Genomic DNA, 13,276 nt, shown 5'->3' with positions numbered 1-13,276 from the left:
CCTGAGCGCGCCCCCGTGAGCAAGCCCATCAGGAAAGCCCGATGAGGAAGCCCCATGAGTGACGACCAACCCAACATCCTCGCCATCCTGCTGATCGGCCTCGTCGGCCTGGCCGTGGCGGGCGGGTTCGCGGTGTTCGGCTTCACCACGCTGGCCCGGCACGGCGTCCGCCGCTCGGAGAAGGACGTCATGCTCCGCGGCTTCGCCGGCGTCGCCGCCGCGGCGGCCGCCGCCATGTACGTCTGGGGCGCCCTCCACCTCGTCAAGGACGAGTCGATGACGACCGACGCGTGCCGGGCCGCGGTGGGCCCTGAGCACGCCGCCGACATCACCGGCGCGGACGTCTCGTACATCCCCCTGCACCTGAACTGCCATGTCAGGGGCGCCGGTACGTACGCCGCGGCCGTACCGGACTACGTCAACCCCGCAGCCCTGGGGCTGGCCCTGACCGCCGTGGCGCTCGGAGTCTTCGCGGCGTTCGCCTCGGAGCTCCGCGCCAGAGACAACTTCAGGAAAGAGAAGACAAGTTGAACAAGCCACAGCACAATCCTCACGTATCCCGGCGTACGGTGCTCACCCGCACGGCGGTGATCACGGGCGCGGCGATCGCGGTCTCGCTCCCGGCCTCGCAGTTCCTGGCGAGCCCGGCGTACGCGGCCGGGAAGGACCCGGTCCCCGGCACGAACCCGCTCTCCGCGAAGGTGCGCGAGGCCGTCCGCCAGGCGGAGGCCCGCGCCAGACGGGTGATGACGGGCAAGCCGTCCCGCAACGGCTGGGAGATGGAGCGGGCCGCCGACGACGGCGGCAACATCTTCACCCGTCCGGTCCCCGGCACCCCCCTGACGGGCACCGCGGGAATCGCGGTACGCATGGGCGACGTCGAGACGGTCCTCGTCCACGTCGTACGCCGCTTCCACTACGAGATCGACGAACTCCGCAAGGGAGACATCGTCGGCTGGCGCTCCCCGGGCAAGGTCCGCAAGGGCCTCCCGGAGTCCAACCAGGCCTCCGGCACGGCGGTCCAGATCCGCCCCGGCTCCTACCCCGCCGGCACCCGGGGCGGCTTCTTCCCCCAACAGCGCCTGGTGATCGAGGACATCCTCACCGAACTGGGCGGCGTAGTCCGCTGGGGCGGCCACGCCCCCAAGCCGGACGAGTCCCTCTTCTACATCGCCGTACGCCCGGGCGACCCCCGCCTCACCACCACCGCGTCCCGCATCCGCCTCTGGGACGAGACTCCGGGGCGGGGGGCAGGCGTACTGGCGGACGTGACGGGTTCACACCGGACGAGCTGAACATCGGGCTCACCCGCAAGGCTCCACCGTCACCTTCGACCCCGCGGCCTGGTGGTCCACCGACTCGAAGGTCTTCCACAACCTCGAAGGAGACGGCTGGGGCCGGGTGAGAGGTGGGCCAGGAGGCGTCTGTCTGGTTGCCCGCCTCGTCGAATGCGTAGCGCTCGGACCAGTCCCTGGCTCGGACGGCGGTGACCCGTCCGGGCGGATCCAGGTCGAAGGCGATGGCCCGCCCGCCTGTGGTCAGCCTGGCGGGGTTGCCTGCGGCGTCGTAGGACCAGCTGCTGGTGGTTCCGCTGGGATTGGTGTGACGCGTACGGCGGCCCAGCAGGTCGTGGCCGTACGAGCGGGTGAAGATCACCGATCCGCCTCCGTACGGGCCCGCCTTCAGTCAAGGAGATGCGGCCTGGGCATTCCCAGGCCTGCCGACCTCGAACCACAGCAGCTTTCCGGCTGCCCTCCCCAGCGGGTCGTCGCCGAGCGGCCAACCACCCCACGAGTCCGCGCATTCCTGTACGAGGAGCAGCCCGCGCCCGCCGCCGGCGTTCTCGCAAGGGGGGCGAACCCTGTCCCCGGGCGATTTGCCGAAGGGTGCGGGAATGTACGGGCTGCTGTCCCACACCCCAACCCGTAACCGCCCACCCCCCAACGCCGTCAGGCGCAGGGAGGCAGGCCCTTTCGTGTGCCGGTACGCGTTGGTGACCAACTCGGACGTCAACAGCTCGACCACGTCGAGGACTTCGTGCAGGCCATGCCCACCGAGCGCGGCCCGCACGGTCATACGTGCGACGCGTGCGGCGCGGGGGTCATGGGGCAGTCGAAGGGCGTACACCCAGGTATCGGGCGGGGCTACGGTGACCATGAACACCTCCGGGAAGGAAGGGGGCTTGGGCTCGCTCAACGTCGGCACCGTGCGGCGGCAATGCCTGGATTGGTGCGCTTCCGGCTTAGGGGCGCGGGGAGTTGGGCGACAGGACTCAACGTAATGCAGCAAGTGAGATACTTCTCCCGAAATTGGGAGAAGTGCCCCTGATTACCTCGTGTGGGGTACAAGAGTGCCGCGTTGCGGCCTCGAAAGGAGGCGCCTTGCCGCCCACCAGCAATCCCACGCTGCGCCAGCGGAGACTGGGCACCGAGCTGCGCAAGCTCCGTGAGAGAGCCGGCATGAATGCCACGCAGGCCGCCGCACGCCTGGGCGTCAACCAGGGCCGCGTCAGCATGATCGAAACCGGACGCAGCCCCCTCAGCGCCGAGCGCGTCCGCGCCATGTCCCACGCGTACGACTGCTCCGACGCACAGCTCACTGACGCCCTGGCCTCGATGACGGGACGGCGCCCACGCGGCTGGTGGGAGGAGTACCGCGAAAACCTGCCAGTCGGCCTCATCGACCTCGCGGAGCTGGAGCACCACGCGGCGGCTCTGCGCGTGGCGCTGGTCGTCCACATCCCCGCCCTACTGCAGACCACCGACCATGCCCGCGCCCTCTTCAACGAGGCGGTGCCGCCCCTGCGACAGTACGAGATCGAGCACCGGGTCACCCACCGCATCAAGCGGCAGGGCATCCTCTATCGAGAGACCCCGCCCCCGTACACGGCGGTGATTCACGAGTGCGCCCTCCACATGGGATACGGCGGCCCGGTCACTGTCCGCGCCCAGCTCCAGCATCTCCTGAGCGTGAGCGAGCTGGACCATGTCACCGTCCGGATCATCCCGCTCGGCAAAGGCTCCTTCCCCGGAACCGGACAGTCCGTCGACTACCTCGTGGGTACGGTCCCGCAACTCGACACTGTTCAGCTGGACACCCACCACGGTTGCGAATTCCTGGACGCGGAGTCCCAGTTGGACAAGTACCGTCACGTGCTGGACCGCATGGAGGCGAACGCGCTCAAACCCGCCGCGTCCCGTGACCTAATCCACCGCATCGCCCAGGACACCTGAGAGAGACGGCCGTGCCCAACCCCCAGTGGCAGAAGTCCACTTACAGCCCTGACGCCTCAAACTGCGTATACGTCGCCGCCACCCCCACCGGAACGATCCACCTCCGTGAAAGCGACGAACCGGATGTCATCCTCACTACAACCCGCGCCCGCCTACACGAGCTGATACGAACCCTGAAGGCGCCCCCTTCCACGCACAGCGCCTGACAATTGGCAACTTCGGGCCAGCCAGTCATCCCCCAGCACCAGGTACGACGGGTGTCGCCGCGCTCCCGGTGGCCGAAAGTTGCCAATTGCTGACGGGCAGCCGCGGTATGGCGTCAGCTAGAAGTTCAAGGGTGACGACGCAGACGACGGCTCCCACCGCCCAGGCCCAGTCAAAGGGGGCGGCCAAAAGCCCGAGGACGAGGCCCACCAGGATGAGACCGTCAGGCCGCGCTGACGCTTCGGACCGCCGTCTCCGCTGGTAAATCCCTATTTCTCGGTTTCCACGATCAACGCGCCTCGCCTGTGTCGGGTTCCAGTGGATGGTCGAAGCTGACTGTTTCGGCGATCTGCTGGAGGATCGCGCGGTACTGCTGGCGTCGGGCCACAGTCGTCGTGCTGAGCGTGAGGACGACGAGACGCTTGCAGTCCGGGTGCGGCAGGTGGGCGTGGATCTGAAGAAGTGGCATTTGCGGAAGACCCATGTCGGCCCCGGGGGTGCGTAGCGTCTCGCTGAATGTAGCTGGGCCGCAAGGCAGTTCTGCGTACTCGATGCGGGTGTGCTCCTCAGCGCCCGTCACGGCGCGGGCGGCAGTGACGGCACGTGCGGCCACGGTCGTGTCTCGCCAAGAGAGCGTGAAGAGGGAGAGCAGAGGTTGGCCCCCACCACTGCTGGTGTCGTCTACGTCGTCGCGGTGGAGGCCGATCGAACAGTGGACGGTGCCGACCTCGCACAGCGCCCCGAGCAGTTGTCGGCCTGCCGCGAGTTGCGCGACGAACTGCTGGCGAATCGCCTCGTTCGGCGCGACGTCCAGGAACGGGGCGAAGGCCGTGCGCAGTTCGTCAGCAGCCGCAGAACCTGGCGGGGCGAGCAGAGAATCCAGCGGCAATGCTGTAAAGCCTGCGGGTTCGACGAACCAGATGTCGGCGTCTGGGTCCCTGGCCGAGTCGGCGACAACGAAGTAGGGGGCCGTGGTCATGGGGTCCTGTTCGATACGAGTCAGTACGGGCGCGGTTGCGAGGACGCCGAGTCGGGAACGTGGGCTCCGGCGCGGCGGGCGCGCTCAAGGGCGGCGGGGCTCGCGTTCCAGTCGGTCGGTTCGATACCGCGGCGGCCCGTGGCTGTGCGCTGGTAGAGGAGGTGCAGCCGTCTGGGTGCGCTGCCGCGGCGGCCGGTGGCCGCGACGACGGCGATGAAGCGAGGGTCGCCGGCGAACCAGAGCGGCTCGATCTGGGCTTTCAGCTCCGGTTTCGTGCGGGCAGTGCCGAAGCGTCGCATCCACCAGAAGGTGCGCATGTTCGCAAGGAACAGCAGGGGGATCTGTTCCTCGGGCTTCTCCGGGTTGGGGAACTCGAACCACATCTCGTCCTCCTGGACCTGGGGGTGCTTGTTTCGGCCGCGCGGGACGCCGGTGAGGAGCTGCCAGGGGTACTGCCAGAGGACACGCTGGATGTAGATGGAGGAACGGAAGTGGGGGAGCTGAATTACGGCGCGGAAGGTGGCGTACACGAGGAAAGGGAGGAAGACCCAGCCGATCCAGCGGGGTGTTGCCACGATGAGAAAGAGACTTCCGAGCCAGACGGCGGCCCAGCCGACCAGCCGCAACACGATCATAATCATGTGTTGGATCCAGGCCCGCCTGGTTGGAGGATGCTCCCAAGCAGTGCGGTAATTGGTCGGATTCATGTGGTGAGCTCTCCGTTCGGGGCTCAGAAGGCGTGCCGGGCAACATTGACGAGCTCGCCGACGTCCAGGCCAAGCCGTACTCCGTCGATACTGGCCATGGAGCCGTCCTTGACCCCGTCGTCGTCGGTGTCGACCGCGGTCATGACCAGCCCGAAACCCGCGGTGGCCACTCCGACTGAGGCTGACGTGACCTCGGCCGCTCTGGTGATTTGTGCTGCTCGGGCACCTCGGATCGTAAAGCCGAGCAGAGCGTTGTCCAGGTCGGAAATGGTCTTCGCGTTTTCCATGGTGCTGCTTCCGAATCGGGCCACTCGCGGTACGAACGTGAGTGCCTCCCCCGCCTCGCCAGTTGCCCGCACGGCAGCCACAACGCCCTTGCCCGCAGCACCGACCCCGGGCAACATGCCGAGGGCGTCGCCACCGACCGTAACGAGGTTGCTCCAGAAGTCCGTGTCGAACTCGCCCTTGGTGAATCCGTCCCACAGCGAGGCACCCAGCGTTGGGTCGCCAAAAACCCTCATCCCTAACGCCGCCGCACTCAAAACCGCAGCGGCGAGCAGCAGAACGGCAGCCGCCGTCCCGCCCGACACCACGAACAGCGCCACAAGCCCGATCACGGCCGCCGCGGCGCTGAGGATGTCCGGCAGATTCTCGTCGAGCCAGTCCAGAGCCGACTCGAACCAGCCCGGCTCGTGCGGTGCCAGTTTCTTTGTGGCGTCGCGGATCTTGCGTGCCCGGCGCTGGGCTTGAAGCTCGTGTTCGTCGGCTAGCTTGCGGGCCTTGCTCCGGATCTTCTCGAGCGCGTCCTCGGCGTCGTCCACGGCCGTGTTCGCCTTGGTCAGGGCCTTCTGCGCCTCGTCGTGCCTGGCGCCCTTCTTGTCCAGGTCAGGGCTGTCGCCCGCCTTGGAGGCGTGGCCCTTCGCCCGGTCCACGGCGGCCTGCGCTTCTTTCGCGTCTTCTTCGAGTCGCTTCGCCCGACGCTGGAAGTCGTCGAGCTCCCCCTCCCAGCGGTCGAGTTGCCTGGCTGCCTTGCGGATGGAGTGCGCGGCGTTCTTCAGATTCAGAGGCAACGGGCCGCCGTCGAGCTGCTCGCGGAAGGCGACTGCCGCGTCGCCCTTCCAGTAGCTGCCGTCCATCAACGTGGTGACGAGGCCATGCGTCTCTTCAAGGACCTTCGCACACCCCGCGAGCTTCTTGCGCAGGCCGCTTACCGTCTCGGTGCTGCCTGGGACAGGGTTGAAACCGAGGTGCGGGTAGTCGGGGTTCGGGATGCGCGGGGCGGACTTGAGGCCTTGTGGTTTGTCGCGGTCGGCTCGGGACTGCGGGTCGAGGGCCGCTCCCGAATCGCCGGGCGGGTACGTCACTTCGAAGCCCCGACCTTGCCCTTGGCGACCGTGGACTTTTTCAGGGCCTCCTCCAGCGCCTTGTCCACCTCGCGGTAGCTGTCCCTGCTCTTACCGATGATCTTGGCGAGATCTTCGGTCTGCTCACCGATCTGATCGGCCCCGTACTTCCAGTCCTCCTGGAAGTCCTCACAGGCGGTGTCGAGATCATCGGTACCCAGGCCCGTGACAGTCGCGTCTTCCAGCGCCCTTCGCAGGCCCTTCAGCGAGTCGCTCGATTTCCTGAGCATCCTCATGAAATGCGCGAGCTCGTCACCGTCCACGACCAGCCGTTCCGCCATGCGCCCCGCCCCCTCTTCCGGTGCACCTGCACCACGGGGAGGAACGACGTCGGCGATCTTTCGTGACGCCCCGGTAAGCGCTCCCCTCTTTAGAGGGAGCACTTACCGGACACGGATCGTGACTGCCGTCAGCGGTTCACGGACTGGATCTCCTGGACGACGACATCCTGCTCGGCCCCGAACGTGCCGTCCGGCAGACCTTGTGCGCGGGCCACCCCGGTACCCGTCCAGTGGATCTTCCACGTGATGGTGGCCTTCAGCTTGTACGAACCGTCGCCCGAGGAGCGCAGGTAGCGCACGCCGCAGGGCGGGGTCTCGTCGGACTTGCCCTTGGCGTAGGCCTCACCGATGTGGCCGTTGCCGTTGTCGAACTCGCAGACACCGGAGGCGGGGTACGTCGTGGCGTCGTCCGTGCCGGGCTCGATCTTCAGCGCGATCGGCTCCGCGGTGGTTGTCGCCGAGACGTTGAGCAAAGGAACCGAGGCGGTCACTGACACCGGCTTGAACTTTGCCGTGTCCAGCCACGCCCACGTCGGAAGGTTCACCTTCGTGGTGCCCGCCGGGGCCAGTTCCACCTTCGTCGACGGGACGCGTATCTCGGCGTACGCAAGCTGCGCCAGCATTTCGGGCGTGATCGCCTCGGGGATGTCCGCGGGCGGCGGCGCCCCCTTGTCCACCCAGAAGATGGGCTTGTCGCAGTCGAGGGCGCCCGGGTCACCCTCGCGGCCCTTGGTGACGTACGAGTCCCACCAGTAGCCCTTGCCGGTCTTGGCCTTGTTGAAGTCCTTGTAGTCGTCGGTCACATAGTGCTTCCGCTGCTGCAAGTCCCACTCGGACCCGGTCGACTCGGCATTCCAGATCGGCTCCAGGTACTTCTGCAGCTCGTTCGGGGTGTACTTGGGGGCGTAGTAGCACGCGGGCGGGGTCCAGGTGGTCGTGGATGTCACCGGTCCCGCCGAGTCGCCTGAGCCGTTCTTCGAGCGGTCGAAGACAACGGCGCCGGCAGTCGCAGCGACCTTCTGGTCCTTCTGTCCACCGTCTACCTGCGTCTCGGACCCTGTGCCCTTGCCGCCCGGCACAAAGTCCGCCCGGGCAGCGGGACCGCTGGCGAGTACAAGGGCGCTGGCGAGCAGAGTGGCACGAACGGCGTTCCTCGCTACGGCTGGCACTGAGCCGCCCCCCTTGTGGAGATGATCTGCGACGTCTGCCAGACACCCTCGGAGTTCTTGTCCAAGCGCGTGTTGTAGAAGACGTAGCTGTTCTTGGTGACCGGCGTCTTGTCAATCTTGTTGGTCTTCTTGTCCTTGCTGTAGCCCTTGCTCTCGTCCGCGCAGAATGTGAGCGAGGCCGAGGTCTTGCCCTTGAGCGTCACGGTGCGGTCGTAGTACCGCGCCTCACCGGTGAGGGTGGCACCCGCGTCCTTGAACTGTTGGACCCAGGTCAGCGCCGCTTCGAGAGCCTTGCCGGTGTTGTAGAACCCGATCGCTTCGCCCTTGGGATCCGTCCCGGTGATCGCTGCGTCGACAGCCCGCATGCGCTCCGCGCTGTCGGCGAGAACGGCGTCCTTGATGGAGTCGCCGGTCTTCGATCCTTCGAAGGTCAGCGTCAGGTCGGATGGCAATGTGATCTTGGGCCGCCCGGCGGATTCCGTCGCGCTCGCGCTAGGCGAAGCCGAACCCCCCGTATCCGCGCCCGCGATCTTGTCGTTCCCCTTCGAGCCGCCGCCGTCCCCGCCGCAGGCGGTCAGAAGCAGTGCAGCCGCCGCACCGACGGCGGCTGTAGTGAGCAGGCGGGTACGGCGGTTCACGGCAGGCTCCTGTGCGACGTGGGGTTCGGGAGGGCCCCGATACGGTATCGGTGACGTGTGTGGCGACACCAGAGCGAATTACGTCAACCGCCGTGATAAATCAGGCATATGACCACAGAAGCCGGCTAAAACAGCGCTCTGAACCCTCGATTGAGTGACGTGAAACGCCGGAATCCTGACCGGCGTTGGCCGGTGCAAAGCCGTCAGCCCCGGTGGGAACCGGCTCGCGCCGCGCGGCCGCGCCCCTTCGCTCCGTTCGGCCACAGCCGAGGACTCCGCTTCGCCGCGATGTCCTCGATCCACCCGAACGCGACGATCGTCAATCCGATCAGCGGCCACACCAACACGAACATCCACAGCATGTACGTCGTGTCGAGGGCCCCCACCGCGCGGTCGCTCTGCATGAACGGCAAGTTGTACGCCTGGTCGATGATCGGGACCGTGGCCATGATGAGCATGTTGTGCCAGAGGTAGATCGTGACGGCGCGGTTGTTGGACAGGGTGACGAGTTTGTCCCACTTGGCCAAGCGGCCCGGCAACTCCTGCCACGACGGGGAGTATTGGAGCAGGATCACGACGAAGCCGAAGGACCACGTCGCCTGGGCCAGCGGGATGTCGTTCAGGTCCCAGCCGTCGGGGCCCAGGTGGCCCGACGCCCACCACAGGCCGAAGGCCATGAGCAGGGTTGAGCAGGAGATCGCGACGTAGCGGGGGACCTTCACCAGTATGCCTTCGTGGTGGGCGAAGCCCAGGACCCAGCAGCCGCCGAAGACCGCGAAGTCGGAGATGGCGTTGCCCGTCTCCCCGGGGATGTTCACGAGGCCCGTGCCGACGATCGCGGTCAACGCGAGCGGGAAGAACAGCGTCGCCCACGGAACCCGGCGGAACGCCCACAGCAGAAGCGGTGACGCCACCACGAACCACAGGTACGCCCGCAGGTACCACAGCGGGCCCACCGCCTGGACCGCCCACGTGTCCTCCAGGAGGCCCGCCTTGTCCCCGATGTGCCAGGGGAAGGGCGGGGCTCCGAAGGGGATGACGTAGTTGATCATCTCGACCAGGCCCCATGTACCGCCGTGGTCCGGGTCCTTCGTCACACTCCAGCCGCCGGCGAACATCAGGGTGAGCGCCACCGCGCTGAACGCCCAGAGGGGCGGCAGCAGTCGGCGTACTCGGCCGCGGATCACGCTCAGCGCCGGGCGGCTCAGCGAGCGTGCCATCAGCGAACCCGCCAGCGCGAACATCACGCCCATGGAGGGGAAGATGACCGTCAGCCACGCCCAGCCAAAGAGGTGGTAGACCACCACTCGGACCAGGGCTATCGAGCGGAGAAGGTCCAGGTAGCGGTCCCGGCCGCCCGGCTTCCGCCCGGCAGCGGGTGGGGCAGCGACCCGCGGCGCGCCCAGCGGCGGTGTCGCACCAGTAGCAGCACCAGTAGCAGCACCAGCACCCGCACCGGCACCAGCACCAGCCGTGTACTCGTGCGTCGTCATCCCACCGGCCTCCGATCGTTCCCGCTGCGTGCCGCCCGCTGCCGCGGGATCGATCCCGGTGCCTCCACCACGCCCGTGCGCCGCAGCTTCTGCCAGCGCAGACGGCCTCCGGTGAGGGCAGTGATCCATGACTGGAGAAGGACCACGTACATCAACTGCCTGTAGAGGATTTGCTGGAGGGGGAGGGAAATCAGGTGCGTCATGCGTTCTCTGTCCAGGCGGAACGCGTACGCCGCACACGCCGCCTGGATCGCGAGTACGCCCAGCCACGCCACGATCGTCTTCTGCGTCGGGCCGAAGACGACGCCGTACAGAAGGAATACGTCGATCAGGGGCGCCAGCAGCGGGGCCAGGACCATGAACAGCGACACCAACGGGAGGCCCACCCTGCCGAAGCGGCCCGACGGACCCCGTTCGATCAGTGCCCTGCGGTGCTTCCAGATCGCCTGCATCGTGCCGTACGACCAGCGGTAGCGCTGGGACCAGAGCTGCTGGACGGACTCCGGGGCCTCGGTCCAGGCCCGGGCCTTCTCCGCGTACACCACGCGCCAGCCGTCGCGGTGCAGGGCCATCGTAATGTCGGTGTCCTCGGCGAGCGTGTCGTCGCTCATGCCGCCGACGCGTTCCAGGGCCGAGCGACGGAAGGCTCCGACCGCGCCCGGGATGGTCGGCATACAGCGCAGGATGTCGTACATCCGGCGGTCCAGATTGAAGCCCATCACGTACTCGATGTGCTGCCAGGCGCCGATGAGGGAGTCGCGGTTGCCGACCTTCGCGTTGCCGGCGACCGCGCCGACCGTCGGATCGGCGAAGGGCTGGACCAGTTCGCGGACCGTCGCCGGTTCGAAGACGGTGTCGCCGTCCATCATCACGACGATGTCGTAACGGGCGTTCGCCAGACCCCTGTTGAGGGCCGCGGGCTTGCCCGCGTTGTGCTGGCGTACGACGCGTACGTTCGGCAGGCGCAGGCTCTCGACGATGCGGGCCGTGCCGTCGCTCGAACCGTCGTCGATGACGATGACCTCGACGGGGTGTTCGCTCGCCATCAACGAACGGACGGTGTTCTCGATGCACTTCGCTTCGTTGTACGCGGGGACCAGCACCGACACCGGTTCCGTGATCGGGGCCGGGCCCCAGCGGAAGTCCTGGCGCCGCACCCGGCGAGCATGTGCGGCGGAGAGCAGCAGCATCAGGCCGAAGCGGGTGAAGACCAGGACGCCGATGATGGCGATGCCGACGACGAGGCCGTCGGTGATCTTCTCGGAGGCCTGGACCAGGTGGATCCAGGCCTTGCCCTTCCACAGGTCGAGGCCGGCGACCTCGGTGTGCGCGCTGGGGGCGTGGAGCGCCTCGGTGAGGTTCTGGAACTCGTAGCCCTGGCCCTGCAGGTCGGGCAGGAACTTGTCGAGCGCCTGCACCGTCTGGTGGCGGTCGCCGCCGGAGTCGTGCATCAGGACGATGGCGCCCTTGCCGCCGTGCGGGGTGGCGCGGCGGATGATCTCGTCGACGCCGGGCTTCTGCCAGTCCTCGCTGTCGGTGTTGTTGACGACGGTGATGTAGCCGCGCGTCCCGATGTACTGCGTCACCGGCCAGGACTTGTCGTCCATGGCGTCGGCGAAGGAGGAGTACGGGGGCCGGAAGAGGGACGTACGGATGCCGGCCGCGCCCGCCAGGGCCAGCTGGTTCTGGGACAGCTCCCAGTCGATGCGCTTCGTGGACTGGTAGGAGAGGTCCGGGTGGTTGAAGGTGTGCAGGCCCACCTCGTGGCCCTCTTCGACCATGCGGTGCACCAGTTCCGGATAGCGCGAGGCCATGGTGCCGGTGACGAAGAAGACGGCGTGCGCGTGGTGCGCCTTGAGGACGTCGAGGATCTTCGGCGTCCACGTGGGGTCCGGGCCGTCGTCGAAGGTGAGGACGAGGCGGTGGTCCGGCACGTTCATGCTGGTCGTACGGCCGCTGCGGGTGTCGATGACCGGGCCGCCCTTGAGGATCTTCTCCGGTACCTCGTCGGTGGACGCCTCGGGCTGGATGCGGTGGTCGGCGAGGATCTCGCTGTGCACGTAACCGCGCAGCATCAGCATCGCCATCAGGGCCACGAGGATGAGCGAGGGCAGCAGAAAGCGCATGGGCACGCGTCGGCGGCGGGCGTTGGGCTCGGGCCGCCGCGTACTGGGTGCGGGACCGTGACGGCTGGTGCGGGATGCCATCAGAGAACGTTCTCCGGGTACGAGGAGGAGTACGAGGAGCCGGTGCCGCTCTGCTCGTGCTCCAAGTGGCTCTGTTCGAGGGGCGAGGCGGCGCCGTCCGCGACCGTTCCGGAACCGGACCCGTCGATGACCGCGCTCTCCGTGGGATCGGCCGTGGCCGTGCCGGTGTCCGTGGCTGTGGGCGTCGGGGGGTCGACCACCGGGTCGGTCGCCCCGGGGTCCGGGTCCTTGGTGGTGCTCGTGCCCGGGTTCGGCTTCGTCGTCGCCGACGACGAGGGCTTGGGGTCGCTGGAGGTGCCCGGGTCGGCGGCAGTGCCCGAGGCGTCCGGCGTCGGGCTCGCGCCCGGCGACGGCGTCGTGCCGTCACTGGCCGTCGCGCTCGCGCCCGGCGAGGCACTGCCCGTGCCGGACGGACTCACCGACTCGGCGGGCAGCGGTGAGGTGTCGACCTGGCCGGCCGGCGGGTCGTCCTGCTGGCCCGGCACCGGGAGCCAGGGCGCGTTGGAGTTGCCCGACACGAGCGTGGCGACGATGACGACGGCGTAGACCGCGCAGGCGATGCCGACGAGGATGCCGAGGCGGCGGAATCTGCGGCTGCGGCGGCCCGACGCGTCGACGAAGACCGGGCCGTCCGAGCCGTCCTGGGCGCCCGGGGCGTCCTTGGCCTGCTGGACCAGCCAGTCCTCCAACTGGCGTCCGACACCGTCGAGCTGGACCGTCACCTCATGGGGATCGTGGGTGTGACCGGGGGCCTCGGGGTCCTCCCAGGAGGGGTGTTCGCCAAAGTGGCCACGGTGCCCGCGCTCCTGGTCCGCGGCAAGGGCTGTCCCGTGGAAGGGGTCCACGCCGGAAACGCGATCCGCGTCGGCACCAGGGCCCGCGCCGGCATCGTTGCCCGCGCCCGAAACCGGGTTCGAGAGCACCTCGGTCTCCGGCTCCGGCTGCGGCTCCCGAGGAAGCTC

Annotated in this window: 14 protein-coding genes; 4 read left to right on the top strand and 10 right to left on the bottom strand. The window is 67.9% G+C overall.

The features are described from left to right. Positions 1–54: 54 nt before the first annotated feature. On the top strand, positions 55–531 hold the full coding sequence (locus IEY95_RS05395) for a hypothetical protein (protein ID WP_229702582.1): 477 nt from the start codon (positions 55–57) through the stop codon (positions 529–531). Continuing rightward, positions 528–1,295 (top strand): hypothetical protein, encoded by a 768-nt coding sequence (locus IEY95_RS05390; protein WP_189184719.1) that lies wholly within the window; start codon positions 528–530, stop codon positions 1,293–1,295. The genes IEY95_RS05395 and IEY95_RS05390 overlap by 4 nt, the downstream gene beginning before the upstream one ends. A gap of 391 nt (positions 1,296–1,686) precedes the next feature. Here the strand turns inward: IEY95_RS05390 and IEY95_RS05380 are convergent, their stop codons facing one another. Further along, the gene (locus IEY95_RS05380) at positions 1,687–2,157 is read right to left on the bottom strand and encodes an ATP-binding protein (RefSeq protein WP_189185391.1); all 471 of its coding nucleotides are present in this window, start codon (positions 2,155–2,157) and stop codon (positions 1,687–1,689) included. A 224-nt stretch (positions 2,158–2,381) separates the two neighbouring features. On the opposite strand from IEY95_RS05380, the gene IEY95_RS05375 reads away from it, so the two are divergent. Both IEY95_RS05375 and IEY95_RS05370 read left to right on the top strand, forming a co-directional pair. After that, positions 2,382–3,233 (top strand): helix-turn-helix domain-containing protein, encoded by an 852-nt coding sequence (locus IEY95_RS05375; protein ID WP_189184718.1) that lies wholly within the window; start codon positions 2,382–2,384, stop codon positions 3,231–3,233. 11 nt (positions 3,234–3,244) lie between these two features. Next, positions 3,245–3,439: a DUF397 domain-containing protein gene (locus IEY95_RS05370; RefSeq protein WP_189184717.1), complete on the top strand. Its 195-nt coding sequence runs from the start codon at positions 3,245–3,247 to the stop codon at positions 3,437–3,439. A gap of 287 nt (positions 3,440–3,726) precedes the next feature. Here the strand turns inward: IEY95_RS05370 and IEY95_RS05365 are convergent, their stop codons facing one another. The 9 genes from IEY95_RS05365 to IEY95_RS05325 form a co-directional block, all read right to left on the bottom strand. Next, positions 3,727–4,416 carry a hypothetical protein gene (locus IEY95_RS05365; protein WP_189184716.1) on the bottom strand — a complete coding sequence of 230 codons (690 nt, stop codon included), beginning with the start codon at positions 4,414–4,416 and terminating at the stop codon, positions 3,727–3,729. A 20-nt stretch (positions 4,417–4,436) separates the two neighbouring features. Continuing rightward, positions 4,437–5,057, bottom strand: a complete 621-nt coding sequence (locus IEY95_RS05360) for a hypothetical protein (protein ID WP_189184715.1) — start codon at positions 5,055–5,057, stop codon at positions 4,437–4,439. A gap of 89 nt (positions 5,058–5,146) precedes the next feature. Then, on the bottom strand, positions 5,147–6,487 hold the full coding sequence (locus IEY95_RS05355) for a hypothetical protein (RefSeq protein WP_189184714.1): 1,341 nt from the start codon (positions 6,485–6,487) through the stop codon (positions 5,147–5,149). Further along, positions 6,484–6,807 carry a DUF6317 family protein gene (locus IEY95_RS05350; RefSeq protein WP_189184713.1) on the bottom strand — a complete coding sequence of 108 codons (324 nt, stop codon included), beginning with the start codon at positions 6,805–6,807 and terminating at the stop codon, positions 6,484–6,486. The genes IEY95_RS05355 and IEY95_RS05350 overlap by 4 nt, the downstream gene beginning before the upstream one ends. A gap of 128 nt (positions 6,808–6,935) precedes the next feature. Further along, positions 6,936–7,976, bottom strand: coding sequence for a hypothetical protein (locus IEY95_RS05345; protein WP_189184712.1), 1,041 nt, complete (start codon positions 7,974–7,976; stop codon positions 6,936–6,938). Further along, entirely contained in the window at positions 7,964–8,614 is a 651-nt protein-coding gene (locus IEY95_RS05340) for a hypothetical protein (RefSeq protein WP_189184711.1), read from the bottom strand. Before IEY95_RS05340 ends, IEY95_RS05345 begins: the two co-directional genes overlap by 13 nt. Before the next feature lie 203 nt (positions 8,615–8,817). Further along, entirely contained in the window at positions 8,818–10,107 is a 1,290-nt protein-coding gene (locus tag IEY95_RS05335; RefSeq protein WP_189184710.1) for an acyltransferase family protein, read from the bottom strand. Then, positions 10,104–12,314 (bottom strand): bifunctional polysaccharide deacetylase/glycosyltransferase family 2 protein, encoded by a 2,211-nt coding sequence (locus tag IEY95_RS05330; protein ID WP_189184709.1) that lies wholly within the window; start codon positions 12,312–12,314, stop codon positions 10,104–10,106. Before IEY95_RS05330 ends, IEY95_RS05335 begins: the two co-directional genes overlap by 4 nt. Beyond that, positions 12,314–13,159, bottom strand: coding sequence for a hypothetical protein (locus IEY95_RS05325; RefSeq protein WP_189184708.1), 846 nt, complete (start codon positions 13,157–13,159; stop codon positions 12,314–12,316). Before IEY95_RS05325 ends, IEY95_RS05330 begins: the two co-directional genes overlap by 1 nt. Positions 13,160–13,276 lie beyond the last annotated feature (117 nt).

Source organism: Streptomyces albiflavescens (genome assembly GCF_014645835.1).
In the GTDB taxonomy this organism is placed as follows: domain Bacteria; phylum Actinomycetota; class Actinomycetes; order Streptomycetales; family Streptomycetaceae; genus Streptomyces; species Streptomyces albiflavescens.
Note: the sequence above shows the minus strand (reverse complement) of the source record. Positions and strands in the feature narration are given on the sequence as shown.